Here is a 23,432-nt window from a genome sequence, read left to right on the forward strand (position 1 = left end):
AAACCTTGAGCGAAGCAAGAAACGTCGTGATCATCGGATCCGGTCCCGCAGGGCTGACCGCCGCCATCTACACAGCACGCGCGAACCTCGAGCCGCTGATGATCGAGGGTGAGCCGTCGTCGACCAGCGACCAGCCGGGTGGCCAGCTCATGCTCACAACCGATGTGGAGAACTACCCGGGCTTTCCGGACGGAGTACAGGGCCCCGAGCTGATGGCCGGATTCCGTGCGCAGGCCGAGCGCTTCGGCGCCGAGATCGTGACCGCGAAGGTGTCCAGGGTCGACTTCTCGGAGCGACCCTTCAAGATCTGGGTAGGTGACACCTCCGCTGAGCCCACGCACCTGGCGCACTCGGTCATTGTCGCCACCGGTGCCCAGGCCCTGATGCTCGGGCTCGAGTCGGAGAGTCGGCTGCTCGGCCACGGCGTGTCCACCTGCGCCACCTGCGACGGGTTCTTCTTCCGCGGCCAGGACATCTGCGTGGTCGGCGGTGGCGACACAGCCATGGAGGAAGCGAGTTTCCTCAGCCGATTCGCTGACTCCGTGACCGTGATCCACCGCCGTGACGAACTGCGCGCCTCGAAGATCATGGCCGACCGAGCCCGGGCCAATCCCAAGATCAAGTTCCTGTGGAACTCGACGGTCGAGGACATCAAGGGCGACCAGAAGGTCGAGACCGTGTCCGTGCGCGACACCCAGACAGGCGAGGTCAGCGAGCACGCCTTCACCGGTGTGTTCGTGGCCATCGGGCACCGGCCCAACACCGACCTGTTCGCCGACGAGCTGGACCTGAAGGACAACGGCTACGTGGTCACCGAGGCGTTCCGCAGTTCCACCAGCGTGGAAGGCGTCTTTGCCTGCGGGGACGTCCAGGACGACTGGTACCGCCAGGCGATCACTGCAGCGGGTTCTGGTTGCGCTGCCGCCATAGACGCCGAGCGCTGGCTCGAGGAACAGGGCCACTAGCCTTCACCGACGGCCCGCCGCACGACGGGCGGACCCCCGAACGGTTTCGCGGTGACACCTTTGACACTGCAAGCTGGGAATGTCCCACCAGCGCGTGTGGTTCAGTCGATTAGCCGAGAACAAGGATGGTCAACAGCGATGTCAGCGATTTCAGCCCTCACCGAGGCAACGTTCGCCGAGGAGATCAACGCAGCCAGCGAGGCAGTGGTGGTCGACTTCTGGGCCGAATGGTGCGGCCCGTGCAAGATGGTCGCCCCGGTGCTCGAGGAGATCGCGTCCGAGAACGAGGGCAAGCTTCGCATTGCCAAGGTCAACGTGGATGACAACCCGGGCCTGGCCCAGCAGTTCAACGTGATGAGCATCCCCACCCTGATCGTGTTCAAGGATGGGTCCGAGGTCCAGCGGGTCGTGGGAGCAAAGGGCAAAGCACAACTGCTCGAGGATTTCGCTCCCGTACTCTGAGCGACAGCCCGCGCAGCATTATCCTGCGTGGGACCAGACGAAGCGGTCGGCCCGTGAAGCGGGCCGACCCGCCGTTTTGGCCCATGATCCGGGGGCCACGCCCCGCCGGGACTGCCAGGCACTTGCCCACATGAACGACCCGACACACGACCGACAGACCTTCGACCGCCGCGTCGATGCCCTGTCGCCCGGCGACGCCGGGCCGTTGGTGGGCGAACTGCGGCGCAGGTTGGCGTTGCTCGACCATCCGAGCACGGGTGACCCGGTGGATGAGTACGGCGATGCGACCACCACCGCGGTGGCCGAGTTCCAGTCCACCCGCGGCCTGGAACCCACCGGCGAGTGCGACCTGAACACATGGGCGGTGCTGTTGGAGTCCGAGCACCGCCTCGGTGACCGCCTGCTGTGTCTTCGCTCGCCCATGCTGCGAGGCGAGGACGTGGCCGACCTGCAACTGAGACTGGGCACGCTCGGCTTCGACTCCGGTCGGGTCGACGGCATCTTCGGTTCTGCGACCCAGGACGCCGTCGGGGAGTTCCAGAAGAACGCCGGCATCATCTCCGATGAGGTATGCGGGCCGGACACCGTGTCGGCGCTCGTTCGCCTGGCCGGGCGCGCAGGCACAGCTACCCTTGCCTCTGTCAGGGAGCGCGTGAGACTCCAACGTGATTCGACGGATCTAGGTAGCCTTCGAGTGGCTCTGGGAGCGGCCGACCCGGCCGATCAGGTCATTAGCGGCCTGGCCGCACTGCTCATGCCGCAATGTGCCGACGTAGCCATACTCGACGGTGACTGGTCCGATCAGGCCTCCACTGCCAACGACTTCGACGCCGACGTCTACATCGGGGTTGAGTACACCGACAGCGATGCAATAGAGGCCCACTACTTCTCGGTCACCGGGTTCGAGTCGGTGGGAGGTCGGGCACTGGCCGAGATCGTGGTGCGCGAACTGCCTGCAACCGGCCTGGGAGTCGTGCGCGGCATGAGGTTGCCGATCCTGCGGGAAACCCGTGCCCCGGCCGTGCTGGTGAAGCTGGGTCATGGCCTCGGCGACATTCATCAGCGCGATCTGGTCGTCAATGCCCTTCAGAGGGCCTTGACCTCCTGGAGATCCTCGACCTCCACTTGAGGTTCCGGTTGCCCACAGGGTTATCCCCCACTGTGGATAACACGGTGAACCCTGGATTCACCGCTCAGGTACCGGTCCTGTGGCCATTGAGGGTCATGCGTCAGCGATCATCCGACGGTAGATGCGCTCCAGGTCCTCAAGGTCGGCGAACTCGATGGTCACCTTGCCACGACGTGCCGTCATGGCAATGCTGACCCTCGTGTCGAGGTGGTCGGCCAGGAGCTCCTCGAGTTCTATCAACCCGGGCTGGCGGAGCTTCGGCTTTGAGGGATCGTCGTCCGCGTGGGAGTCGACCTCGGGCTCCGCCGTACCTGCGCCATCGGTCTGCGACTCGAGCTTCATGCGTTCCTTGACGAGGTCCTCGACCGCGCGAACAGTCAACTCGTCACGGACAGCCCTCTTCGCCAGGGACTCCTGGTAGCTGCGATCTGGATGGCTCAGCAAGGCCTTCGCATGCCCCGCCGAGAGCAGACCGTCGCCAACCAGGCGCTGAACCGCCGGCGTGAGCTGGAACAGTCTGAGCAGATTGGCAACTGCGCTGCGGCTGCGTCCCACTCGCTCGGCCACCTGCTCCTGTGTGTAATCGAACTCCTCGATCAGCCGCTGGTAGGCGGCTGCCTCTTCGAGAGGGTTCAGGTCCTGTCGGTGCAGATTCTCCACCAGGGCCTGCTCGAGACTGGCAACCCCCTCGGCTTCACGCACCACGACCGGAACGGTCTCGAATCCGGCGCGACGAGCCGCCCGGAGCCTGCGCTCGCCTGCTATCAGTTCGTAGCCGTCCTCGACCTGGCGCACCAGCAGGGGCTGGAGCACTCCCAGCTCCTTCATGCTGGCGGATAGGTCCGAAAGGCTGTCTTCCTCGAAGTTCCTCCGCGGCTGGTTGGGGTTCGGACTGACCTGGTCAATCGGTACCTCACGCAGGCCGTCGCCCGCGTCCAGTACCTCCACATCCTCGGCCGACGGTGGGATGAGCGAAGTCAGTCCCCGACCGAGTCCACCTTTACGCGCCATTGCTCACCTCCCGAGCGAGTTCACGGTATGCAACGGCCCCCCTGGAGCTCGAGGCGTAGGTCGTTATCGGCTGTCCGAACGACGGTGCCTCGGACAGCTTGATGTTGCGCGGAATCATGTTTCGACAGACGAGATCCCCGAAGTGGTCCCGTACCTCCTGGACGACCTGCTCGCCCAGATTCGTCCGGGTGTCGTACATCACCATCACGATGTTGCTGATCCGCAAGAGCGGATTCAGGTTGTCCCTCACGAGGTCCACATTTCGAGCCAGCTGCGCCAGGCCCTCGAGGGCGTAGTACTCGCACTGGATCGGCACCATGACCTCCGTGGACGCCACCAGACCGTTCACGGTCAGCAGACCGAGCGAAGGCGGGCAGTCGATGAGGATGTACTCGTACTGGTCGGCCACCTCCTCCAGGGCCCTCTTGAGCTTCGATTCCCGGTTGAAGGCTGGAACGAGTTCGATCTCGGCTCCTGCAAGATCGAGGCTCGCCGGGGCCACGAACAGGCCCTTGACCTCGGTCGGTTCGATGCAGTCGTCGATCGGAAGCCCGCCGAGAAGTACGTCGTACATGGTGTGGTCGAGAACCCGGTAGTTGATTCCGAGACCGGTCGTTGCGTTGCCCTGCGGATCCAGATCCACGATCAGGACGCGATGACCGAGCTCGGCCAGCGCAGCCCCCATGTTGACCGTGGTGGTGGTCTTGCCGACGCCGCCCTTCTGGTTGGCCACCGACATGATCCGTGTGTGGACCGTCGGATCCTCACTAGCCGTCGCGGGAGCCGGGGTGGCTACTTCAGCGGTCCGCTCGTCGACCGCTACCGGCGTGGACTTCGCGCTGGCGTCCCCGGCCCCGGCGACCGGATCCCGAAGGTCTGGTGGCTGCTCCACACTGTGTTCGGAGCGGCCTTGCTCATCGTTGTCCGGCATGGGTCTCCCTCGTTGCCTGGGGTCCAAGACCAGTCGTTGGGGTTGGATCTGCTGCCTACCTACCGGCTCTGGAGTCCTCTTGAAGAGAAACCGACGCCGCACGAGACGAGCCTCGCGACCCAACTCCCGACTGGGGAACGGCGCCCATCCTTTCGTCTATGGCCCACACGGTCAAGCCTTTCCGGGCTGTTCCACGTGAAACATCGCAACCGCGCCTTCGAGAACGAATCGGAGCAGGTCACCACGAGTCGCTGACGATGTTCCACGTGGAACAGCCTGCACCCGGGCACAGTCCTGCAACCCGACCCAGGACTCGGGCGAACAGGGTCAGAACGCAGGGCGCTTGGCAGGCATGCCCTCGCGCCTGGGGAGCCTGGCTGGACAGGCCCCGGCTGCAACCAGTTCCACGAACATCGAACCCGATCTGCGCACATGGCTCGCTGGCCGATAGCCCAGCGCTGCCAACCCGGTGTCGGGCCAGCGCACCTGGCCAGCCCGAGGATCCGCATCTCGAGTGGGATCCTCCGACCCGGCACTGCCTGGCGGCTCGCTCACTACCAGCGATCCACCGTCGGCCAGCAAAGGGCGGGCGCACTCAGCAGTGACTGCTGGGGGGCCGAACGACCTCGAGACCACGTGCGCGTAGCGCTCCCGCATCCCGGGCTTGTTGCCGGCCGACTCCGCACGCGACCACACGGCATCGACGCGGTCACCGACGCCAAGTTGGTCGATTGCCCACTCCAGGAACCTCACCCGACGGCGGGCGGCGTCGAGCAGTGTCATCTGGATGTCCGGTCTGCCGACCGCCAGAACGAGTCCCGGAAGGCCCCCGCCGCTACCGAGGTCCAGCACGTCACATCCCGGCTCGAGGAACGCCTCGAAGCCGGCCGAATGGACCACCTGGGCGTCGAGGTCCACGCCACCGATGAGGCTGCGGTCCTGCGCAGCCTGCAACACCGCGCGCAAAAGCACCGGGGTTGGGGGCCCCGCCAACCACCTGGAAGGGTCGTCCCTCAACAAGTGGTCGAACCCGCTCAGGTACAGGCCGTGCCGGCGTGACTGGTCAGGCTGTCTTCAGCACGACCCGACGGCGCGGGTCTTCACCGACCGACTCTGTCTCGAGGCCGTCGAACTCCCCAACCACGTCGTGCACGATCTTGCGGTCTGCGCGTGACATCACCTCGAAGATGACCTCTTCGTCGGTATCGAGAACCTGCTCGGCCTCGGCACGAACGAACGCTTCCAGCGATGCCGTACGGTCAGCGCGGGCCCCCGACACGTCCAGGGTCACCTTTCCGTAGGTGCGGCCATCCGCCTGACGCTGGATCGCGTTGCGGCAGACCTCCTGCACAGCATCGAGGGCATTGAGCCCCGGGCCTATGAGCAAACCGAGGCCCTCGCCGGTCACCTCGAAGCTGAGCACGCCCTCGTCATCGAGGGAACTGCTGACACTGCCCTCGTATCCGATGGCCCCGAGCAGTCCGGTGAGAAACTGTTCGCCTGCTTCACGCTGTTCGCTCTCGGGCATCATCTCTCGCTCCTTGGCCGGCTTCTGGCGACTCTCGCCGTCACGTCGATCGTTGCCCCGCTTGGCGGAGCCGCCGCCGTCCGAGCCCCTGGAGGCCTTGGTGGACCCACCATCTCCGGAACCACCCTTGCCCGAACCGCCCTTGCGCGAGCCAGCCCTGTCCGAGCGGTCTCCGCCCTTGGCGCCCTGGCTCTTCTGGCCCGACCGGCCACGGCCGTTGCGCCGCTTGCGCTCCTGCTTGGGCGGGGGAGCACTCGGTGCAACGCGGGCACGAACTCGCGCTGCGCCTCGGGTACGACCGAACAGACCAGGCCTTGGCTCCTCGACCACGTCGAACTCGGCGTCCTCATCGAGGACCCCCAGTTGGTCCAGGGCAAGCTCCTTGGCCTCCTCGATCGTCTTTGCAGTTGTCTCGACCCACTCCATGTGAATCCCTCCTGGTCGGCGCCTGTGCGGCGCTGCCTACTTGGAGCCCTTGCGGCGGTCGCCGGATTTCCGGCCTCCGCCGCTGCCCTTATTGGAGCCACCGGATCCCGACGTACGTTGCCCGGTGGACTTCTCGTGGGCTTTCTGGCTCTTGATGCTCTTGCCGGGCCCCTTGTCCTGGTTGCCCGATCCCTTCTTCGATCCGTTGGACGACCCGGAGCCGCCCTTGCCCGCGCCCTTGGCCTTATCCGCGCCCTTGGCCTTATCCGCGCCCTTGGCCTTATCCGCGCCCTTGGCCTTGCCCGCGCCGTTGCCCGCGCCCTTGCCCACGGCCTTGGCGTCACCCTTCGACGCTCCCTTCGCTCCGCCCTTCTCTCCACCCTTCTCCTTGGCGGTGGCCTCGATGGCCTCGCCCTTCGGGTGTTCCTTGTTGTAGATGCTGCGGTTTATGTAAGCGTTGGTGCCGATACGGCACAGGTTCTGGGTGCACCAGTACAGCGCCAGGCCGGCCGGGAACCCGAAGGAGATCACCGGCAGGAAGAACGGCATGAACTTCATGATCGCCTGCTGCTGTGGATTGACGCTGGCGTTGCTGTTGCGGCTCTGCAGCTGGCGGTTCTGGATGATGCCGGTGGCCAGCATGATGCCGAGCAGTATGAAGTAGGGGATGGCGATCCACAGGCTGATGCTCAGGGCGTCGCTGGCCGAAAGGCTGAGGTCGACCCCCAGGAAATTCATGGTGCTGGTCGTGCTCAGCGCGTCGTACAGGTCAGTGCCCGGGTTCAGGTGTGAGGGGTCGAAGTTCTGGTCCGTGAACACGTAGGGGGTCAACGGAAGCCCCTGGATCTCCTGGCCCGATATCTGGCCGAGCCCTGTACCCAGGCCACCCGGGCGCACCGTGAGGCCTCTCATCAGCTGGTACATGATGATGAACACAGGCATCTGGGCGATCAGCGGCAGGCAGCCACCCAGCGGGTTGATCTTGTTCTCCTTGTAGAACGCCATCAACTCCGCATTGAGCTTCTCGCGGTCGTTCTTGTACTTCTCCTGGATCCGCTTCATCTCCGGCTGCAGGCGCTGCATCTGCATCATGGAGCGCGTGCTCTTGACCGTGAGGGGCGTGATGACAACCATCACCAACACCGTGAGCGCCATGATCGCGATGCCGTAGCTCGGGATGATGGTGTAGAAGAAGTTCATTACGGCGCCGAGGGCGTCGAAGAGCGGCTCGAACATCAGTTCGCCTTCCGTTCCGGTACGGGGTCATACCCGGAGGTTCCCCATGGATTGCAGCGGATGATCCGCCGGGCTCCCAGCCACAGGCCCCGCAGGGGGCCGTGCATCTCCACGGCTTCGATTGCATAGGTCGAACAACTGGGCACGTGACGGCACGGTGAGGGACGATCGGCCCTGGCCATCTGGTACCAACGCACCGGCGCGATGAACACCCGCCTCGCCAACGTCGGTCGTGGCTGCGCGTCCTGGGTCGGGTCGGCAGCTGCGGGCACGGTCACAGCCCTGTTCCCGGTGCTGCCAGGCGCTCGAAGATCATGCTGAGCGCTGCCGACGCCCAGCTGTCGAGCTGGGCGTAGGCCGGTTCCTCACTCGACGGTAGGACTGTCACGAGGTACCACCCTTCGTGAAGCCGTCCGTCATGCTCTGCGTTCGCGAACACGGCCCTGAGGCGCCTGCGTAAACGGTTGCGGCGCACCGCGGTGCCTGCACCGCGGCCGATCGAGTAGGCGACTGCCGGCCCGGTACCGACAGCGTCCTCCGGAAGCCTTGCGGCACGGATACGCAGTCCACCGTCACGCACAGTGAACCCGTGCGCGCGCAAATGGCTGAACTGCTCTCGTCGGCCGATCCGCCCGACCACATGGCGTCCCGACTTCAGGCCGAGAGCCGCTGGCGACCCTTGCGGCGCCGGTTCTTGACGATCGACCGCCCGGCGCGGTTCGACATCCGGTGTCGGAACCCATGCTTGCGGGCCCGGCGACGTTTGTTGGGCTGGTAGGTACGCTTCACGATCTCTCCGGCTTCTGGGCGGGGGCTGCCCGCGGACGTCCCCGTCGGCGGTACACCGCTTGGCCCCGGTGCCAGGGTTCTGCCGGTGGCCACGGCGGCGGCCGCAGACCGCCCTTGTGGCAGGTTGCGGCACAACGTGGGCCGGCAGGGAGGAACCCGCCGATCGGGTTCAAACATGTCAAGCTAGATGAGTCGCGCCCCTGGCGCCAACCCTGTGCCACACGACGGCCCTCACAGAGCCGGTTGCCACGACCGAGGAGAGTGGCTAGGTTCGGCCGGATCCAGTCGTGAGCCAAGGCGGGTACCTGACAGATGGCGGGTTGTCCTTGTTTTCCACAGAATGTGGACGCCCCTGTGGAGGAATAGGGATATGGGAGATGCGCAGCTCCAGACCGGTGCGGAATCCGTTTGGCATTCCGCATCCAGCGCGCTGCAGGAGCAGGTGACCGACACTGTCTGGGGATCCACCTTCCAGGAAGTCAGTGCGTCGGACCTCGACGACGACGTGCTCACGCTCACCGTCCCGAGCCAGCTGCTGCGCCAACGCATCGAGCAGCGCTACCTGGGGCTGATCGAGGCCGTCCTCGACGACGTGGGCCATAACGGAATGAGTGTTGTGCTCGAAGTCGACGTGGAACCCGCACCGATCGAAGTCGGCCCCGACCCCGCTGCGGATCCTGCCCTCCGCGACACGATCGACATCACCGAGGGATCGCCGGAGCCGGACGACGCCAAGACTCCGCCTCCGGGGCGGCGCTACACCTTCGACACCTTCGTGACCGGCCCCTCCAACCGGTTCGCCCACGCAGCCGCACTGTCTGTCGCCGAAACCCCCGCCCGCAGCTACAACCCGCTGTTCGTATACGGCGGTGCCGGACTCGGAAAGACCCACCTGCTGCAGGCCATTGCCAGCTACGTGCGTGAGAACTACCCCTCGTTCCGGGTGCGGTACATCTCCACCGAGACGATGCTCAACGAGTTCGTCGAAGCGATCCGCCGCAATACCCAGCCCGAATTCAAGCAGCGCTACCGCGAGATCGACGTGCTGCTGGTGGACGACATCCAGTTCATGGAAGGCAAGGAACAGCTCCAGGAGGAGTTCTTCCACACCTTCAACACCCTGCATGACGCGCAGCGCCAGATCGTGCTGTCGTCGGACCGGCCACCGGATGCCATCGCGACGTTGGAGGACCGCCTTCGAAGCCGGTTCAAGATGGGCTTGATCACGGACATCCAACCGCCCGACTTCGAGACCCGACTGGCGATCCTGCGCAAGAAGGGCGACCAGGCCGGCTCGAGGGTGCCGTCGGAGGTGCTCGAGTTCATCGCCACGAACATCACCTACAACATCCGCGAACTCGAAGGCGCCCTCATCCGCGTCAACGCCTACGCAGCGCTGAATGACACCGAGCTGACCGTGCCGCTCACACAGGAGATCCTCGCCGACATCCTCAATGCCACCAAGCCGCGCCAGATCACCCCGTCGGTGATCCTCGATGCCACAGCCGAGCAGTTCGGTCTCGAGGTTGCTCAGCTGCAGGGCAAGAGCCGCACACGGGACCTTGTGCACGCACGCCAGGTCGGCATGTACGTGTGCCGTGAGCTGACCGACCTGTCATACCCACAGATCGGTAAGGAGTTCGGCGGGCGTGACCACACCACGGTCATCTACGCGTACGAGAAGGTCTCCAAGCTCATGAAGGAGCGGCGCAAGACCTACGAAGACGTCACGAGCCTCGTGCAGCACCTGCTCGCGGGTGGCTGATCGTGCGGGCTCGGCCCGCGGGATGGGGATCGCGACCGCATTGGGATGGGGGCTGCACATGGATGACCGCCCCATCCGCTGTGCAAGGGAGCGCGGTCGCGATGTTGAGGGCCACTCCCCTCGCGACACCGCATGCACAGACATCGATGTAATTACTCCGATGCCCTGTGCACACCGGGGGAAGCCTGTGAATCAGCGAACCCGCAGCACAACGGCCTGCGCTAGTTTCTCCACAATCCACAACCCCTCCTACTACTGCTACCGGATTACAGACAGATTCGCCGGTGTGGTGGGGAAAGCGAGAAACAGTGAAGTTCCGATGTGAGCGAGACGTGCTGGTTGATGCGCTGGGCACCGCAGGCCGCGCCTCGACCACGCGCAACGTCCTGCCTGTCCTTTCCGGCCTGCGCCTCGCGTTGGAGGGCAACCGACTGCAGATAACGGGCAGTGACCTGGACCTCACCATCACAGTCGCCATAGAGGTCGCGGGTGCGGCCGATGGTGTCGTCGTGTTGCCGGCCAAGCTCGCAGCAGACATCGTGCGGCACTTCGAACCCGGGGCCATCGAGGTGGATGCCTCCGGTGATCGACCCCGTGTCTCCGGTGGCCGCTCGGAGTTCTTCATCAATGCGATGCCTGCCGATGAGTACCCGAGCCGGGCCGAGCCGACGGGTGAGTCGGTGACCCTCGCCGCGGGGGATCTTGCAGAGGGGCTCCGCCAGGTCGTCAAGGCAGCGTCGCGCGACGATTCCCGCCCGGTGCTCACCGGTGTGCTCATGACCGCGGAGGACGACGGTCTGCGACTCGTGTCGACCGACTCCTACCGGCTCGCGGTGCGTGACCTCCCCGGAGCAGCGGTGCTCAGGCCGGGCCAGCAGGTCCTGGTGCCCTCGCGTGCGCTGGACGAGGTCAGCCGGCTGCTCGAGGACGACGCCGAGGTCACCATCGTGCTGGGCGAAAGCGACGTCACGTTCGAGATCGGCGAGCTGCACATCTCCACGAAGCTGATCATGGGTGACTTCCCCGACTACCGGAAGCTGATCCCTGCAACGACGCCCCAGGCCTTGATCATCGGTCGTCAGGCCCTGATGGATGCCCTGCGGCGTGTGAAGTTGATGGCCGCTGAGCACACGCCGGTGCGGCTCAGCATGCGACCCGATCTCCTGGAGCTGCGTACGGTCAACACCGACCTCGGCGAGGCGGTGGAAGAACTGGATGCCAAGTACGACGGCGAGGAGTTGGCGGTCGCATTCAACCCGGAGTACCTGCTGCAGGGCCTCGAGGTGACCGTTGGCGACGAGGTCTCGATCGAGAGCACCGATGGCTCCAAGCCGGCCACGATGCGTTCCGTTGAGTCGGGCGAGTTCCTCTACCTGCTGATGCCCGTGCGGGTGTCCTGAGCCGTAGCTGCACGGGGTGCTCGTACGCGAGCTCTGGTTGACAGACTTCCGCAGCTACGCCACCGCGCACCTGCTCGCTGCGGAGGGCACCTGTGTGATCCGCGGGCGCAATGGCGTAGGGAAGACCAACCTGCTCGAGGCGATCGGTTACCTGGCCACCCTGTCATCGTTTCGCGGTGCTCCCAACGAAGCACTGATCCGCGCGGGCGCCGACTCGGCGGTTGTGCGAGCAGAAGTGGAGGTGGAAGGCCGGGTGCAGCTGCTCGAGGCGGAGATCTCGCGCAACGGACGCAACCGGGTGCAGGTGAACCGCCAACGCCTTCGCCGAGCGTCGGACCTGCTCGGAACCCTGCGCGTGAGCGTGTTCTCGCCCGATGACCTGGAGTTGGTCAAGGGCGGGCCGTCGGGACGACGCAACCTGCTCGATGACCTCCTGGTGGCACTGCACCCTCGCAATCAGTCGGTCCGTTCGGACTGGGAGAAGGCCCTGCGGCAACGCAACGCCCTGCTGAAACAGGTCGGGGGTCGTCTCGACGAGTCAGCGGAGCTGACCCTCGAGGTATGGGATGACAAGGCTGCAGCAGCGGGGGAGGAACTCGCATCGCTGCGTAGCGCACTCGTGGAGAGACTCGCTCCCGCGGTGACCAGTGCTTATCGCGACATCGCTGGGGAGGAAGTCCCGGTGGAACTGGTCCGCGTAGCGGGCTGGAGCGGATCGTTGGCCGACGCTCTGCGGGCCGCTCGCAAGGACGACCTGCGCAGGGGCGTGACGACGGTCGGTCCCCACCGTGACGAGCTGAGTGTGCTGCTGGAGGCGATGCCGGCGCGAACGCATGCGTCACAGGGCGAGCAACGCTGCCTGGCCCTGGCGCTGAGACTCGCTTCGCACCGCGAGGTGGCGGAGGAGACGGGCACCCCTCCGGTTCTACTGCTCGACGACGTGTTCAGCGAACTGGATCCGAAACGCTGTGAAGCGCTGGTCGGGTCGTTGCCGGCCGGGCAGGCCTTCCTGTCGACCGCGGCGGTACTGCCCGAGGCCGTCAAGGCAGACCAGGAAGTGGAAGTGACGCCCGGGGAGCTCTCGCGGGTCTCCGACTAGCGTTGTGTCGATGAGCCCGGAACCACTGCCGGGACATCGTCCACCGGTGGGCCTGGGCGAGTCCCTCGGCCGACTGCAGCGCCTGATCGGCACAGCTCGGCCGGACAGCCTCGCGGTACTCGAGGAGCACTGGGAGCAGGTCATCGGCGCCCGTCTGGCGCGTCACTGCCGGCTGCATTCCCTTCAGCACGGAACGCTCGTGGTCACCACGGCGGAAGGCGCGGTAGCTGAGCAGTTGCGGTGGATGCAGAGCGATCTGGTGGCCGCTGCCAACGCGGTGCTGGGATCCAGCGAGATCAGCGACGTGCAGGTGCGTTCCAAGCCTGCCTGAACGCGGTTTGGAGCACTGGTCGGTGGCCCCTGGACGGACTGCCGCGCGGACGGTCGGCCGATGGTGTGCAGGCCGGTCGCGGCAGCCGCTTGTGGCACTGCCGGACCGGGTCGCGCGACCCGGTCCGGATGCCGGTTGAAGGGGGTCGCGAATGGTACGATCTGACCTTGTACACAGGCCCTGGAACACCAAGGGAATCGGGCCTGACCACACAGCCGACCAGAGAGTCATCCACAGGTCATCCACAGGGGATGACCGGCCCGGATTCCGGCGTGGGCAAGCAAGTGGGAGCAATACCGATCCCTCATCGACCGGAGGCATGTTGACAGCCGAAGAAGCCAGCTACGGAGCGGACGCGATCCAGGTCCTCGAGGGCCTCGAAGCTGTCCGAAAGCGCCCCGGCATGTACATCGGTTCCACCGGCCCCGCGGGCCTGCACCACCTCGTGTACGAAGTGGTCGACAATTCCGTCGACGAGGCCATGGCCGGCTACTGCAGCCGCATAGACGTGGAACTGCTCCCCGACGGCGGATGTGAGGTCCGCGACGACGGTCGCGGCATCCCGGTCGACGCGCATCCCAGCTACGAGAACCTCACCGCAGCCGAGGTCGTTCTCACCGTGCTGCACGCCGGCGGCAAGTTCGGTGGGGGCGGCTACAAGGTGTCCGGTGGCTTGCACGGAGTGGGTGTCTCGGTCGTCAATGCCCTCTCGGTGCGCACCGAGGTGGAGATCGACCGTGATGGGACTCGTCACCGGATGTCGTTCGCCAACGGTGGTGAGATCGCCGAGAGCCTGTCCGAGGTCGGTGCTTCACCGGTTGGCGATGACGGCGAACCGCGCACAGGCACGACCGTTCGGTTCTGGCCGGATCCCACGATCTTCGACGAGGTCGTCTTTCGGGCATCGACGATCGCCGAACGACTGCAGATGATGGCGTTTCTCAACGCAGGGCTGCGGATCGTGTTCACCGACAGCCGACGCACGAGCAGCAGCGACACCCCGGCTTCCGAGGTCGTCGAGTTCCACTACGAGGGCGGCATCCGCGACTTCGTGCGCCATGTCAACGCCACCAAGGAGTCGTTGTTCTCCGACGTGGGCTACTTCGACGAGACCGGCGCAGACACCGATGGCGGCTCGATGGAAGTCGAGATCGCGTTCCAGTGGAACACCGGCTATCACTCCGACGGCCTGCACTCATTCGCCAACGGCATCAACACCATCGAGGGTGGAATGCACGAAGAGGGCTTCAAGAAGGCGATCACCAACACGGTCAACCGCTACGCACGCGAGCACGGTCACCTCAAGGAGAAGGAACCGAACCTCCAGGGCGAAGACATCCGCGAGGGCCTCACAGCGATCATCTCGGTGAAGCTCTCCGAGCCCCAGTTCGAAGGCCAGACCAAGGGCAAGCTGGGCAACGTTCCGATGCGGTCGATGGTCGAGCGTGCCACCAACGAACGCATGGCTGAGTGGCTCGAGGAGCATCCCACCGAGGCCAAGCGTGTCCTGCAGAAGGCCGTTCACGCGGCCCGCGCACGTGAGGCTGCACGCAGCGCACGTGAGGCCACACGGCGCCGGTCGGTACTCGATGGCGCCGGTCTGCCCGGCAAGCTCACCGACTGCTCATCCAAGGACCCACGCGAATCCGAGCTCTACATCGTGGAAGGCAACTCCGCCGGCGGATCGGCCAAGGACGCCCGCGATCCCCGCACGATGGCGATCCTGCCCATCCGCGGCAAGATCCTCAACGTCGAGCGCGCACGCCAGGACCGCATGCTGGCCAACACCGAGATCCAGACGTTGATCTCCGCGATCGGCGCCGGGCTTGCCGACGAGTTCGACATCGACAAGCTGCGGTACCACAAGATCATCCTGATGTGTGATGCCGATGTCGACGGTTCACACATCCGCACCCTGTTGCTCACGTTCTTCTTCCGCCAGATGCGCCCCATCGTGGAGGGCGGCCACGTGTACATCGCCCAGCCACCGCTGTATTCGACCGAGGTTGGTCGCAACAAGCTCTATCTGAAGGATGATGCCGCCAAGTCGGCCTTCCAGGCCGACAACCCCAAGCACCGCAACGACTTCCAGCGGCTGAAGGGCCTCGGCGAGATGGACTCCGAAGAGCTGTGGGAAACCACGATGGATCCCACCACGCGAACGCTGTTGCAGGTATCGGTCGAATAGGCCGCGATCGCGGACGAGGTCTTCTCCATCCTGATGGGCGACGACGTCGACAGCCGAAAGCACTTCATCCAGTCCAACGCCGCAGATGTGCGCTTCCTCGACATCTGACGCCGGCATCCAGAAGCGACATCCCTGACCCGGAGCCCCCACACCGATGAGTGACGAAAGCCCCAACGACGACGCCGAGCAGCCCGGCGAGGCAGCCGATGCGGTGCTCGGTTCCATCGACTCCATCGAGATCCAACAGGAGATGGAGCAGTCGTTCCTCGACTATGCGATGTCAGTCATCGTGTCGCGTGCCCTGCCCGACGCGCGCGACGGGCTGAAGCCGGTGCACCGCCGGATCCTGTGGGCAATGCATGACGCGGGGCTCCGTCCGGACCGCAACCACAAGAAGTCCGCGACCGTCGTCGGTGACGTGATCGGGAAGTACCACCCCCACGGCGACCAGGCCGTGTACGACGCACTCGTGAGGATGGGTCAGAGCTTCTCGCTGCGCCATCCACTCGTGGATCCCCACGGCAACTTCGGTTCACCATCGGATCCCCCGGCGGCCTACCGCTACACCGAGTGTCGCCTGTCCAACATCGCCATGCAGATGCTCGCGGACATCGACGAGGACACCGTTGACTTCGTGGCCACCTTCGACGGCTCCAACGAGGAGCCCGATGTACTGCCAGCGAGGTTCCCCAACCTCCTGGTCAACGGCAGCCAGGGCATCGCTGTGGGCATGGCCACCAACATCCCGACTCACAACCTCGGCGAAGTGATCGACGCCACCGTGCACCTTCTTTCGAATCCGGATGCCACCACCGATGACCTGATGGAGTTCGTCAAGGGTCCCGACTTCCCCACGGGGGGCCAGATCATGGGCCGCGCCGGACTGGTCTCGGCGTTCCGCACCGGCCGGGGTTCGGTCAAGGTGCGCGCCCGCGCCGAGATCGAGGAGGCGAAGAACAACGAGCGCATCGTCGTCAGCGAGATTCCGTACCAGACCTCGGTGGAGGGCATCTCGGAAAAGATCGCCGAGTTGGCCAACAGTGGCGTGATCGAGGGCATCCGCGAGATCCGTGACGAGCGCACCCGCGGTGAGACCCGTCTCGTCATCGAGTTGAAGCGCGACGCTCCGGGCAACGTGATCCTCAACAACCTGTTCAAGCACACTCCGCTTCAGACCACTTTCGCGGTGAACATGGTTGCCCTCGTTGATGGCGTGCCCCGCACACTCACCTTGCGCGATGCGCTCGTGCACTACGTCGCGCATCAGGTCGAGGTCGTCACCCGGCGTTCGGAGTTCCGCCTCGCCAAGGCACGGCGCAGGGCCCACATAGTCGAGGGATTCCTGAAGGCCCTCGACCTGATCGAGGAGATCATTGCCGCGATCCGCGCCTCGGCGGACCGCGCTGCGGCCATCGAGGCACTTCAGGTGGACGCGTTCGGGTTCTCCGAGATCCAGGCAACCGAAATCGTGGACATGCGGCTGTCCACCCTCACGAGGCTCGGGAGGGAGCGTCTCGAGGAGGAGCTGGAGGAACTGCGGGCAACCATTGCCGAGCTCGAGGCGATTCTGTCCGACGACGCCAAGCTTCGCTCGACCATCACCGAGGAACTGCAGGCCGTACGCGAGGAGTTCGCCACGCCGCGCAAGTCGTCACTGGAGCACGACGACGGCGACCTCGACGTGGAAGACCTCATCGACGACGAGGATGTCGTGGTGCTGATGACCGACCGCGGTTACCTCAAGCGCGTGTCGGCTGACGCGTTCCGCACGCAGGGCCGCGGTGGCCGCGGTGTTGCGGGCGCGAAGCTGGCCGATGAAGACGTCATCACACACCTGATCTCCACCTCCGCGCATGCCTACCTGTTGTTCTTCTCCAACCGGGGCAAGGTCTACAGGCTCAAGGCACACCGGATACCCCAGCGTGACCGCACAGCAAAGGGCCAGGCGATCGTCAACCTGCTCAATCTGCATCCCGACGAGCGCATCGAAGCGATCATCGACACCCGTGACTACGAGACGCAACGCTTCCTGTTCTTCGTGACGCGTAACGGTGTGGTCAAGAAGACCGCCTTCAACGCCTACGACAGCTCCCGTTCCGACGGTCTGATCGCGATCAACCTGCGCGACGGCGACGAACTCGTGAGAGTGCTGCCGACATCGGGTGAGAACGACCTGCTGATCGTGACCAGAGGTGGGCGGGGGATCCGTTTCTCCGAAGGTGATGTGAGGCCCATGGGTCGAACGGCCAGTGGTGTGCGCGGAATCAAGCTGCGGGGCGATGACCATGTGGTCGGCGCCGACGCCGTGACCTCGCCCGAGGACGTGCTGCTGACCATCACCGATCAGGGCTTCGGTAAGCGTACGGACGTGTCCAACTTCAACGTTCAGGGCCGCGGCGGCCAGGGCGTGAGGGCTCATCGACTCCCCGAGGCACGAGGTGAGCTGCTCAATGGCTTTCTGGTCAACTCCGACGACGAGGTGTTGTTGATCACCGACACCGGGGTCGTCATCCGTACTGCCGTCACGGACATCTCCACCCAGGGGCGTGACGCTTCGGGTGTGCGGGTGATGTCCACCGGTGAGGACAGCCGCGTCGCCGCTGTCGCTCGGGTACTCGCCACCGACGACGAGGGTGACGACGAAGGTGCAGTCGACGACGAGCCCGTCGTCGGGGATGAAGCCGGCGCCGACTCCGACGGCTGAGGACCGGCGTGCAGGGGTCAGGTGATCGGTCTGCTGTAACCGTCCTGTCGGCTGTCGTGCTGGTCCTGGCCACTCTCGTGGTGCTGGCAGCGGCAACCCTCGGGGGAGGCTCCCTGCAGGTCGAGCGGGCACAGGCCGTGGCTGACGTGGCGGCACTTGCCGGCGCAGTCGGCGGGCAAGGCGCCGCCGAGGCTGTCGTGCTTGCCAACGACGCAAACGTCGAGTCCTTCGACCGCATCGGCGCAACGGTCGTGATCGAAGTGGTCCATGGCAGGGCCGCCGCGGTTGCAGCGGCCCGACCCGAGCCTGGGTGGTCGCACCAGCGAGCAGGTGCCGCTGTAGGCTCGCACGGGTGACCATGACCTCTGACAAGGGTGTTGACGACACACCGGAGCGCAGCGGCAAGAGCGGGACCGGCAATGAAGGTGGGCCTGCGAATCGTTCGCGTCCCGCTCCCGAGGACTCCGCACGTCGGCAGGCCGACAGTGGTGGGCGCCGCATTCTCGGATACCGACGCCAGCGATTCGAGGCGCGCAAGGTCCGGCGCCTCGTGCGCCACATCGACCCGTGGTCCGTGCTCAAGCTGTCGCTTCTGGTGGCATTGTGCATGTGGGTCGTCGCACTGATCGCCTCGGTGATCATCTGGTCGGTGGCCAACAACACGGGTGCGTTGGCCAGTCTCGAGCGGTTCTTCAACGAGAACCTCCAGCTCGAGGACTTCGAGCTCACCGGTGACGTGCTGTTCCGACAGTTCGGGCTGATCAGCCTGTTGTTCTCACTCGGCTTCGCGGCGACGATGGTCGTGGCCTCGCTGGTGTTCAACCTCATCTCCGACATCATCGGTGGCGTGTGGGTGTCTGTCATCGAAGAGGAAACCGCCCGACCGATCGTGGACTTCGAGCCGGCGGCGCTGCCTTCCGAGGGCCGAAGCTGACTTCGTTGCCTACAGCCTGATTCGCTACGCTGGCGGACCGCCGCAAGGGTCAGGACATGATGGCCCGAGGCACTGCGGGGCTATAGCTCAGTTGGTTAGAGCGCACCCCTGATAAGGGTGAGGTCGCAGGTTCGACTCCTGCTAGCCCCACGAACGCAACTCACCGCGAAGGGTGCTGATCGTGCGAGGACTGCCATGGGCCGCAGCTGCCATCGGAATCGGTGCCGTGATGGCCGTGGTGGCGAGGTTGCGGGGTAGCTCACCCGAGGCACCTGCGGTGGGTGGCTGGCGTGACCTCGAGCTCTCGACCGGTCCCGCATCGAGCCGGCCGGCGAGTGTGGAGCCCTGATGGGAACCAGTGCCCGCGTTGCGATCCTTGGTGCCGGCGTAGTCGGTGGGCGGATGGCCCGCGAGATCCTGTCACCGGATCCGGCGATGTCGGTCGAACTCCACTCCAACGACCCGGATCGGCGCAAGGAACTGCGCAAGGTGTTCGGTGACCAGGTGACGGTCGGGGAATCAGCCGGTGACGTTGGCCCGGCTGTCGAGGTGGTTGTGCTCGCCGGCCACCAGGAAGGCCAGCCGGCAGCAGCACGGCGGCACGTCGAGGCCGGTCGGCATGTGATAGCGGTGGCTGATCGGCCCGACACCGTCGAGGCGCTCCTCGGCCTTGACGAAGTCGCTCGTGACCGGGCCAGGAGCCTGGTGGTGGGCGCCGCCTTCTCGCCCGGGCTGTCCTGCCTGTTGGCCAGGTTCGCTGCCGCCGGGCTCGACACCGTCGATGAGGTTCACTTCGCGCGTCACGGCGCTGCGGGCCCGCTCTGTGCGGCCGATCGGCTGGCTGCGCTGCGGCGTCCGGTCCGCGAGTGGCGCGACGGCACGTGGACGGTTCACCGGGCAGGATCGGGTCGCGAGCTGTGCTGGTTTCCGGATCCGGTGGGCGGCGCGGATGCGTACCGTGCTGCCACGGCCGAGCCGTTGCTCGCCGTGGAGTCCTTCGTCGACATCAACAGATCATCGGCCCGGGTCGTGCTGTCGCGATGGGACCGGATGACCCAGTATCTGCCTGTGTTGCTCCCTGCACCGCCAGAGGGCGGGATGGGAGCCATCCGAGTGGAGGTGAGGGGTTCCGAAGGCGGTAGCCGCGCGTCGCGGGTGCTGGGCGTGCTCGACCGACCAGGGGTGGCGGCAGCTGCTCTCGGCGCCGAGGTGGTCAAGGACCTACTTGCAGGCCTGGCGCCCGTGGGAGCACACGGCCTTTCCTCCTGGCCCGACGTGGCCGGCATGCTGGCGCGCCTGCGGGTGAGGGGCGTGCGAGTGGCGGTGCTCCAGGGCAGCGAGGGCGGGTCCTGGGTCGGCACGGCTGGGAGCTGAGCTGGCAGTTCAGCACCTGACCATTGCCTTCTGGCAGCACCGATCATCACTGTCAGTGGGCAGTTCGCGATATTCCGCTCAAGATCTGGGACGGGCGGTCCGAAGCTACTCACAGAGAGTGAGCGATGGCTTTGGCGCGAAAAAACTCGGGAAATCGCTAAAGGAGTCAGGTCGCGCGCGCCGATGACTGCTGCATCGAGTCCCAAAGGGGTCGTCATGCCAGTGAAGTCGCCAGTACGCACCGAAGCCGAGATCTCCCGGTTGATCGAGGAGAACCTCTCACTCGTCAACCACGTGGTCTTCCAGGTCGCAGTTCACTTTCCTCGACACGTGGATCGCAATGAGTTGATCAACGCCGGTGCCATCGGTCTGGTCGAAGCCGCCAAGCGCTATGACGAAGCACGCGGCGTGCCATTCAACCGTTTCGCCGCCCAACGCATCCGCGGTGCAATCATCGACGCCGTGCGGTCCGCTGACTGGGCACCTCGATCGGTTCGCAAGCTCGCCCGCCGCCTCGCCGCCGCAGAACAGTCGCTGTCGGGCCGACTCGGCCGCCCGCCGAGCCTCGGCGAGACCGCTGGTGAGCTCGACATGACACCGGAGGAGCTACACGCCCTACGCGACCGCATCTTCCGTTCCGTCGTCCTCGCATTCGAACACGTCGTCGGTGACCCCGACGATGACGACCTGACGCTTGTCGACGTTCTGGCCGACGACGGGCGCGAGCCCGACGCCGAGCTCGAGGAACGCGAACTCAAGGCCTACCTGCGAGAGGCGATTGCCCACCTGCCCGAGCGCCACCGCCTCATCATCCTCGGCTACTTCATCCAAGATCGCACCAGCGCCGACCTCGCCCGCTTCCTTGGTGTGACCGAGTCGAGGGTCTCGCAGATGCGCAGCGAGGCACTGGGCATGCTCAAGCGTGGCATCGAAGCTCAGTACGAAGGCACCATGACCTCCGAGCCGGAGGGCCTGGTCGAGCGTCGTCGGGTCGCCTACGCCCGCCGGATCGAGGCCACGTCGCAGCCGGGCGAGCGTATCTCGGAGCGCCAGGATCCCGACAGCGACGATGCATTCTGCGAGGAAATCGACCGTCTCCTCGAAGTGGTCGGCTGAGCGACCTACAGCGATCTCACGTGCGCCGGCCCGACGGTCGGCCGCCCGGCCTCGGTCAGCTTCAGCCCAGCAGGTCCAGCCAGTTCTGGTGGTCGGTGCCTGTCGAGGCGATGGCCGAATACCCGTAGGCCCCCGAGCGTTCCGGCTCCACGACGTCGGCGCCGTCTCGACGGGTGATCCGGCCACCGGCTTCCTGGATCACGAGCGCAGGTGCCGCAAGGTCCCACCACTCGAGCGTCGGGTCGAACATCGCCTGGGCCCGGCCGGTGGCCACCAGCGCGTAGCCGTAGCCGTCGCCCCATGTGCGTACCACGACCCCGGCTTCGGCCACCCGGCCGAAGAGATCCGGATCCCACTCGTGGAAGCCCGACACGCACAGCACCGATCCCTCGAGTCCGGCACCCGGCCTGTCCAGCGCCGGCACCGGGTCGTCGTCGAGGAACGCCCCGTGACCGCGCGCGGCCCACACGCACTCACCGAACGCCGGCAGGTTGATCACGCCCACAGCCGGTCCGTGCTCGTCGGCGAACGCCAGCAGGTTCGAATAGGTGCCGACACCGTGTGAGAAGGCCTTGGTGCCATCGATCGGGTCGATCACCCACGTGCGGCCCGAGGAACCGGTGCGATCCGCATGCTCTTCGCCCAGCACGGAGTCGTCGGGGAAGGCCTCGGTGATTCGCTCGCGCAGTAGTGCCTCAGCGTCGCGGTCGGCCCTGGTGACCGGGGTGCCGTCTTGTTTGTGTTCGACTTCCAACTCCGCCCGGCGGAACCAGCCGAGCGTGAGGTCTCCAGCCTCGACCGCCCACCCGCGCGCGAGACGGGCGATGTCCAGGTCGGCGGGGGGAATCGGGGAGTCCATCGGCGCATTCTCGCACCTGCGCGGGTCCACACCCAGTGGCACAGCCCGACTCTGGTAGGAACCTGCCATGCATGTCGAAGCAATGATGACCCCGGCCGACCTCAACCGCACCGCCAGCGAAGCCCAGTTGGTGCAGCGGTCCGGATTCGGGGGCCTGGTGCTCACCGAGACCTCGCGATCTGCGTATCTGGCAGGCACCGCCGTGGCGATGAGCGCCCCGCGCCTTCGTGTGTCCACCGGGGTGGCGGTGGCATTTGCGCGCAGCCCGATGGTCACCGCCGGTGCAGCATGGGAACTCCAGGAAGCCACGGGCGGTCGGTTCCGGCTGGGCCTCGGCACACAGGTACGCGCCCACATCGAGCGCCGCTATGGCATGGAGTTCAGTCCTCCGGGTCCCCGTATGGCCGAGTACGTGCGGGCCGTGCGGGCGGCGTTCGCCGGATTCCGTGGAGAGCCGCTCGACTTCGAAGGGCAGTGGTGGTCGATGTCGCTGCTTCCCCGTGCCTGGTCGCCCGGTCCGATTGACCACCCGGACCCGCCTGTCGACGTGGCCGCTGTCAACCCATGGATGCTTCGCATGGCGGGGGAGTTGGCCGACGGGGTGCACGTGCACCCGCTCAACCATCCGAAGTACCTCCGGGAGACGGTCGTGGCCGAGGTGGCCGCCGGTGCCGCCCGGGCCGGCCGGGACAGTTCAGATGTGGACCTGCTGGTGCCCGTGTTCACGGTGGCGGGGGACGACGAGCAGGAGCGGTCCCAATGGCGTGAACTCGCCAGGATGCAGGTCGCGTTCTACGGCTCGACGCCCAACTACGCGTTCATTTTCGACATGCTGGGGGCCGAAGGGACCACGGCGGCGTTGCGTGAGCGTCAGAAAGCAGGCGACATGGCCGGGATGTCCGCAGTCATCACCGACGAACTGCTGGCCGACTTCGTCGTGGAGGGCACGTGGGACGAAATGCCCGACGCGCTACTGGCCCGGTACGGGGGTTCGGCAGAGACGCTCGTGTTCTATTTCGCCAACCCGACGTTTGCCGACCCAGCCAGCATGGAGCGCTTCGGCGAAGTGGCGCGGCGGGTGGAGGCGGCCACGACCCCTGCCCCCGGCTCGGAGCCCGGGAAGGCCGTCGGCTAGATTTCTGTTGCGCACACAGTGGTGTGCGACGGCCCCGAAGCCGTTCCAAG

At 65.8% G+C, this 23,432-nt stretch carries 23 protein-coding genes, 1 tRNA gene and 1 pseudogene; 16 read left to right on the forward strand and 9 right to left on the reverse strand.

The window, feature by feature from the left end:
- The first annotated feature begins 5 nt into the window (after positions 1-5).
- The 3 genes from trxB to GY812_06260 all read left to right on the forward strand — a co-directional run bounded on the left by trxB (position 6) and on the right by GY812_06260 (position 2,556).
- Positions 6-965, forward strand: coding sequence for a thioredoxin-disulfide reductase (trxB, locus tag GY812_06250; protein ID MCP4435091.1), 960 nt, complete (start codon positions 6-8; stop codon positions 963-965).
- Positions 966-1,103: 138 nt separating this feature from the next.
- Complete coding sequence (gene trxA / locus GY812_06255) at positions 1,104-1,427, forward strand: thioredoxin (protein MCP4435092.1); 324 nt, start codon at positions 1,104-1,106, stop codon at positions 1,425-1,427.
- A gap of 130 nt (positions 1,428-1,557) precedes the next feature.
- Complete coding sequence (locus tag GY812_06260; protein ID MCP4435093.1) at positions 1,558-2,556, forward strand: hypothetical protein; 999 nt, start codon at positions 1,558-1,560, stop codon at positions 2,554-2,556.
- A gap of 93 nt (positions 2,557-2,649) precedes the next feature.
- Here the strand turns inward: GY812_06260 and GY812_06265 are convergent, their stop codons facing one another.
- From GY812_06265 to rpmH, 8 genes are all read right to left on the reverse strand, one after another.
- Positions 2,650-3,567: a ParB/RepB/Spo0J family partition protein gene (locus GY812_06265; GenBank protein ID MCP4435094.1), complete on the reverse strand. Its 918-nt coding sequence runs from the start codon at positions 3,565-3,567 to the stop codon at positions 2,650-2,652.
- Complete coding sequence (locus tag GY812_06270) at positions 3,557-4,306, reverse strand: ParA family protein (GenBank protein MCP4435095.1); 750 nt, start codon at positions 4,304-4,306, stop codon at positions 3,557-3,559. The genes GY812_06265 and GY812_06270 overlap by 11 nt, the downstream gene beginning before the upstream one ends.
- Before the next feature lie 519 nt (positions 4,307-4,825).
- Positions 4,826-5,491, reverse strand: coding sequence for a hypothetical protein (locus tag GY812_06275; GenBank protein MCP4435096.1), 666 nt, complete (start codon positions 5,489-5,491; stop codon positions 4,826-4,828).
- A gap of 70 nt (positions 5,492-5,561) precedes the next feature.
- Positions 5,562-6,452, reverse strand: coding sequence for a hypothetical protein (locus GY812_06280; GenBank protein ID MCP4435097.1), 891 nt, complete (start codon positions 6,450-6,452; stop codon positions 5,562-5,564).
- A 36-nt stretch (positions 6,453-6,488) separates the two neighbouring features.
- Entirely contained in the window at positions 6,489-7,688 is a 1,200-nt protein-coding gene (locus tag GY812_06285) for a YidC/Oxa1 family membrane protein insertase (protein MCP4435098.1), read from the reverse strand.
- Entirely contained in the window at positions 7,688-7,960 is a 273-nt protein-coding gene (gene yidD / locus GY812_06290) for a membrane protein insertion efficiency factor YidD (GenBank protein ID MCP4435099.1), read from the reverse strand. Before yidD ends, GY812_06285 begins: the two co-directional genes overlap by 1 nt.
- 2 nt (positions 7,961-7,962) lie before the next feature.
- Positions 7,963-8,328 carry a hypothetical protein gene (locus GY812_06295; protein ID MCP4435100.1) on the reverse strand — a complete coding sequence of 122 codons (366 nt, stop codon included), beginning with the start codon at positions 8,326-8,328 and terminating at the stop codon, positions 7,963-7,965.
- A 14-nt stretch (positions 8,329-8,342) separates the two neighbouring features.
- Positions 8,343-8,654, reverse strand: coding sequence for a 50S ribosomal protein L34 (gene rpmH / locus GY812_06300; GenBank protein ID MCP4435101.1), 312 nt, complete (start codon positions 8,652-8,654; stop codon positions 8,343-8,345).
- 10 nt (positions 8,655-8,664) lie between these two features.
- On the opposite strand from rpmH, the gene dnaA reads away from it, so the two are divergent.
- The 12 genes and pseudogenes from dnaA to GY812_06360 all read left to right on the forward strand — a co-directional run bounded on the left by dnaA (position 8,665) and on the right by GY812_06360 (position 21,388).
- Positions 8,665-10,242 (forward strand): chromosomal replication initiator protein DnaA, encoded by a 1,578-nt coding sequence (dnaA, locus tag GY812_06305; GenBank protein MCP4435102.1) that lies wholly within the window; start codon positions 8,665-8,667, stop codon positions 10,240-10,242.
- Between the two features lie 308 nt (positions 10,243-10,550).
- Entirely contained in the window at positions 10,551-11,642 is a 1,092-nt protein-coding gene (dnaN, locus tag GY812_06310) for a DNA polymerase III subunit beta (protein MCP4435103.1), read from the forward strand.
- Positions 11,643-11,658: 16 nt separating this feature from the next.
- Positions 11,659-12,741 (forward strand): DNA replication/repair protein RecF, encoded by a 1,083-nt coding sequence (locus GY812_06315; GenBank protein MCP4435104.1) that lies wholly within the window; start codon positions 11,659-11,661, stop codon positions 12,739-12,741.
- Positions 12,742-12,751: 10 nt separating this feature from the next.
- Positions 12,752-13,072 (forward strand): DUF721 domain-containing protein, encoded by a 321-nt coding sequence (locus GY812_06320; GenBank protein ID MCP4435105.1) that lies wholly within the window; start codon positions 12,752-12,754, stop codon positions 13,070-13,072.
- Positions 13,073-13,391: 319 nt separating this feature from the next.
- A pseudogene (gene gyrB, locus GY812_06325) lies at positions 13,392-15,368 on the forward strand (DNA topoisomerase (ATP-hydrolyzing) subunit B).
- 46 nt (positions 15,369-15,414) lie between these two features.
- Positions 15,415-17,964: a DNA gyrase subunit A gene (gene gyrA, locus GY812_06330; GenBank protein ID MCP4435106.1), complete on the forward strand. Its 2,550-nt coding sequence runs from the start codon at positions 15,415-15,417 to the stop codon at positions 17,962-17,964.
- Between the two features lie 56 nt (positions 17,965-18,020).
- Entirely contained in the window at positions 18,021-18,320 is a 300-nt protein-coding gene (locus tag GY812_06335) for a hypothetical protein (protein ID MCP4435107.1), read from the forward strand.
- Entirely contained in the window at positions 18,317-18,898 is a 582-nt protein-coding gene (locus tag GY812_06340; GenBank protein MCP4435108.1) for a hypothetical protein, read from the forward strand. Before GY812_06335 ends, GY812_06340 begins: the two co-directional genes overlap by 4 nt.
- Positions 18,899-18,974: 76 nt before the next feature.
- Positions 18,975-19,048: transfer RNA gene (locus tag GY812_06345), tRNA-Ile, on the forward strand.
- A 31-nt stretch (positions 19,049-19,079) separates the two neighbouring features.
- Complete coding sequence (locus tag GY812_06350; GenBank protein ID MCP4435109.1) at positions 19,080-19,247, forward strand: hypothetical protein; 168 nt, start codon at positions 19,080-19,082, stop codon at positions 19,245-19,247.
- A complete protein-coding gene (locus GY812_06355) occupies positions 19,247-20,272 on the forward strand; it encodes a hypothetical protein (GenBank protein ID MCP4435110.1) in 1,026 nt (341 codons plus the stop codon). Before GY812_06350 ends, GY812_06355 begins: the two co-directional genes overlap by 1 nt.
- A 216-nt stretch (positions 20,273-20,488) precedes the next feature.
- On the forward strand, positions 20,489-21,388 hold the full coding sequence (locus GY812_06360; GenBank protein MCP4435111.1) for a sigma-70 family RNA polymerase sigma factor: 900 nt from the start codon (positions 20,489-20,491) through the stop codon (positions 21,386-21,388).
- A 61-nt stretch (positions 21,389-21,449) separates the two neighbouring features.
- On the opposite strand, the gene GY812_06365 is transcribed toward GY812_06360, so the two are convergent.
- Positions 21,450-22,247: an inositol monophosphatase gene (locus GY812_06365; GenBank protein MCP4435112.1), complete on the reverse strand. Its 798-nt coding sequence runs from the start codon at positions 22,245-22,247 to the stop codon at positions 21,450-21,452.
- Between the two features lie 67 nt (positions 22,248-22,314).
- Here GY812_06365 and GY812_06370 point away from each other — a divergent pair, with 67 nt between their 5' ends.
- Positions 22,315-23,382 carry a TIGR03617 family F420-dependent LLM class oxidoreductase gene (locus GY812_06370; GenBank protein ID MCP4435113.1) on the forward strand — a complete coding sequence of 356 codons (1,068 nt, stop codon included), beginning with the start codon at positions 22,315-22,317 and terminating at the stop codon, positions 23,380-23,382.
- The last annotated feature ends 50 nt before the right edge of the window (positions 23,383-23,432 follow it).

This window comes from Actinomycetes bacterium, assembly GCA_024222295.1.
In the GTDB taxonomy this organism is placed as follows: domain Bacteria; phylum Actinomycetota; class Acidimicrobiia; order Acidimicrobiales; family Microtrichaceae; genus JAAEPF01.

Bases quoted from the DNA above. Each gene is read 5' to 3' on its own strand.
- trxA (MCP4435092.1), top strand. From the start codon at position 1,104: ATGTCAGCGATTTCAGCCCTCACCGAGGCAACGTTCGCCGAGGAGATC.
- GY812_06260 (MCP4435093.1), top strand. From the start codon at position 1,558: ATGAACGACCCGACACACGACCGACAGACCTTCGACCGCCGCGTCGAT.
- GY812_06265 (MCP4435094.1), bottom strand. From the start codon at position 3,567: ATGGCGCGTAAAGGTGGACTCGGTCGGGGACTGACTTCGCTCATCCCA.
- GY812_06270 (MCP4435095.1), bottom strand. From the start codon at position 4,306: ATGTCGGTGGCCAACCAGAAGGGCGGCGTCGGCAAGACCACCACCACG.
- GY812_06280 (MCP4435097.1), bottom strand. From the start codon at position 6,452: ATGGAGTGGGTCGAGACAACTGCAAAGACGATCGAGGAGGCCAAGGAG.
- GY812_06285 (MCP4435098.1), bottom strand. From the start codon at position 7,688: ATGTTCGAGCCGCTCTTCGACGCCCTCGGCGCCGTAATGAACTTCTTC.
- rpmH (MCP4435101.1), bottom strand. From the start codon at position 8,654: ATGTTTGAACCCGATCGGCGGGTTCCTCCCTGCCGGCCCACGTTGTGC.
- dnaA (MCP4435102.1), top strand. From the start codon at position 8,665: ATGAGTCGCGCCCCTGGCGCCAACCCTGTGCCACACGACGGCCCTCAC.
- GY812_06320 (MCP4435105.1), top strand. From the start codon at position 12,752: ATGAGCCCGGAACCACTGCCGGGACATCGTCCACCGGTGGGCCTGGGC.
- gyrA (MCP4435106.1), top strand. From the start codon at position 15,415: ATGAGTGACGAAAGCCCCAACGACGACGCCGAGCAGCCCGGCGAGGCA.
- GY812_06355 (MCP4435110.1), top strand. From the start codon at position 19,247: ATGGGAACCAGTGCCCGCGTTGCGATCCTTGGTGCCGGCGTAGTCGGT.
- GY812_06360 (MCP4435111.1), top strand. From the start codon at position 20,489: ATGCCAGTGAAGTCGCCAGTACGCACCGAAGCCGAGATCTCCCGGTTG.
- GY812_06365 (MCP4435112.1), bottom strand. From the start codon at position 22,247: ATGGACTCCCCGATTCCCCCCGCCGACCTGGACATCGCCCGTCTCGCG.
- GY812_06370 (MCP4435113.1), top strand. From the start codon at position 22,315: ATGCATGTCGAAGCAATGATGACCCCGGCCGACCTCAACCGCACCGCC.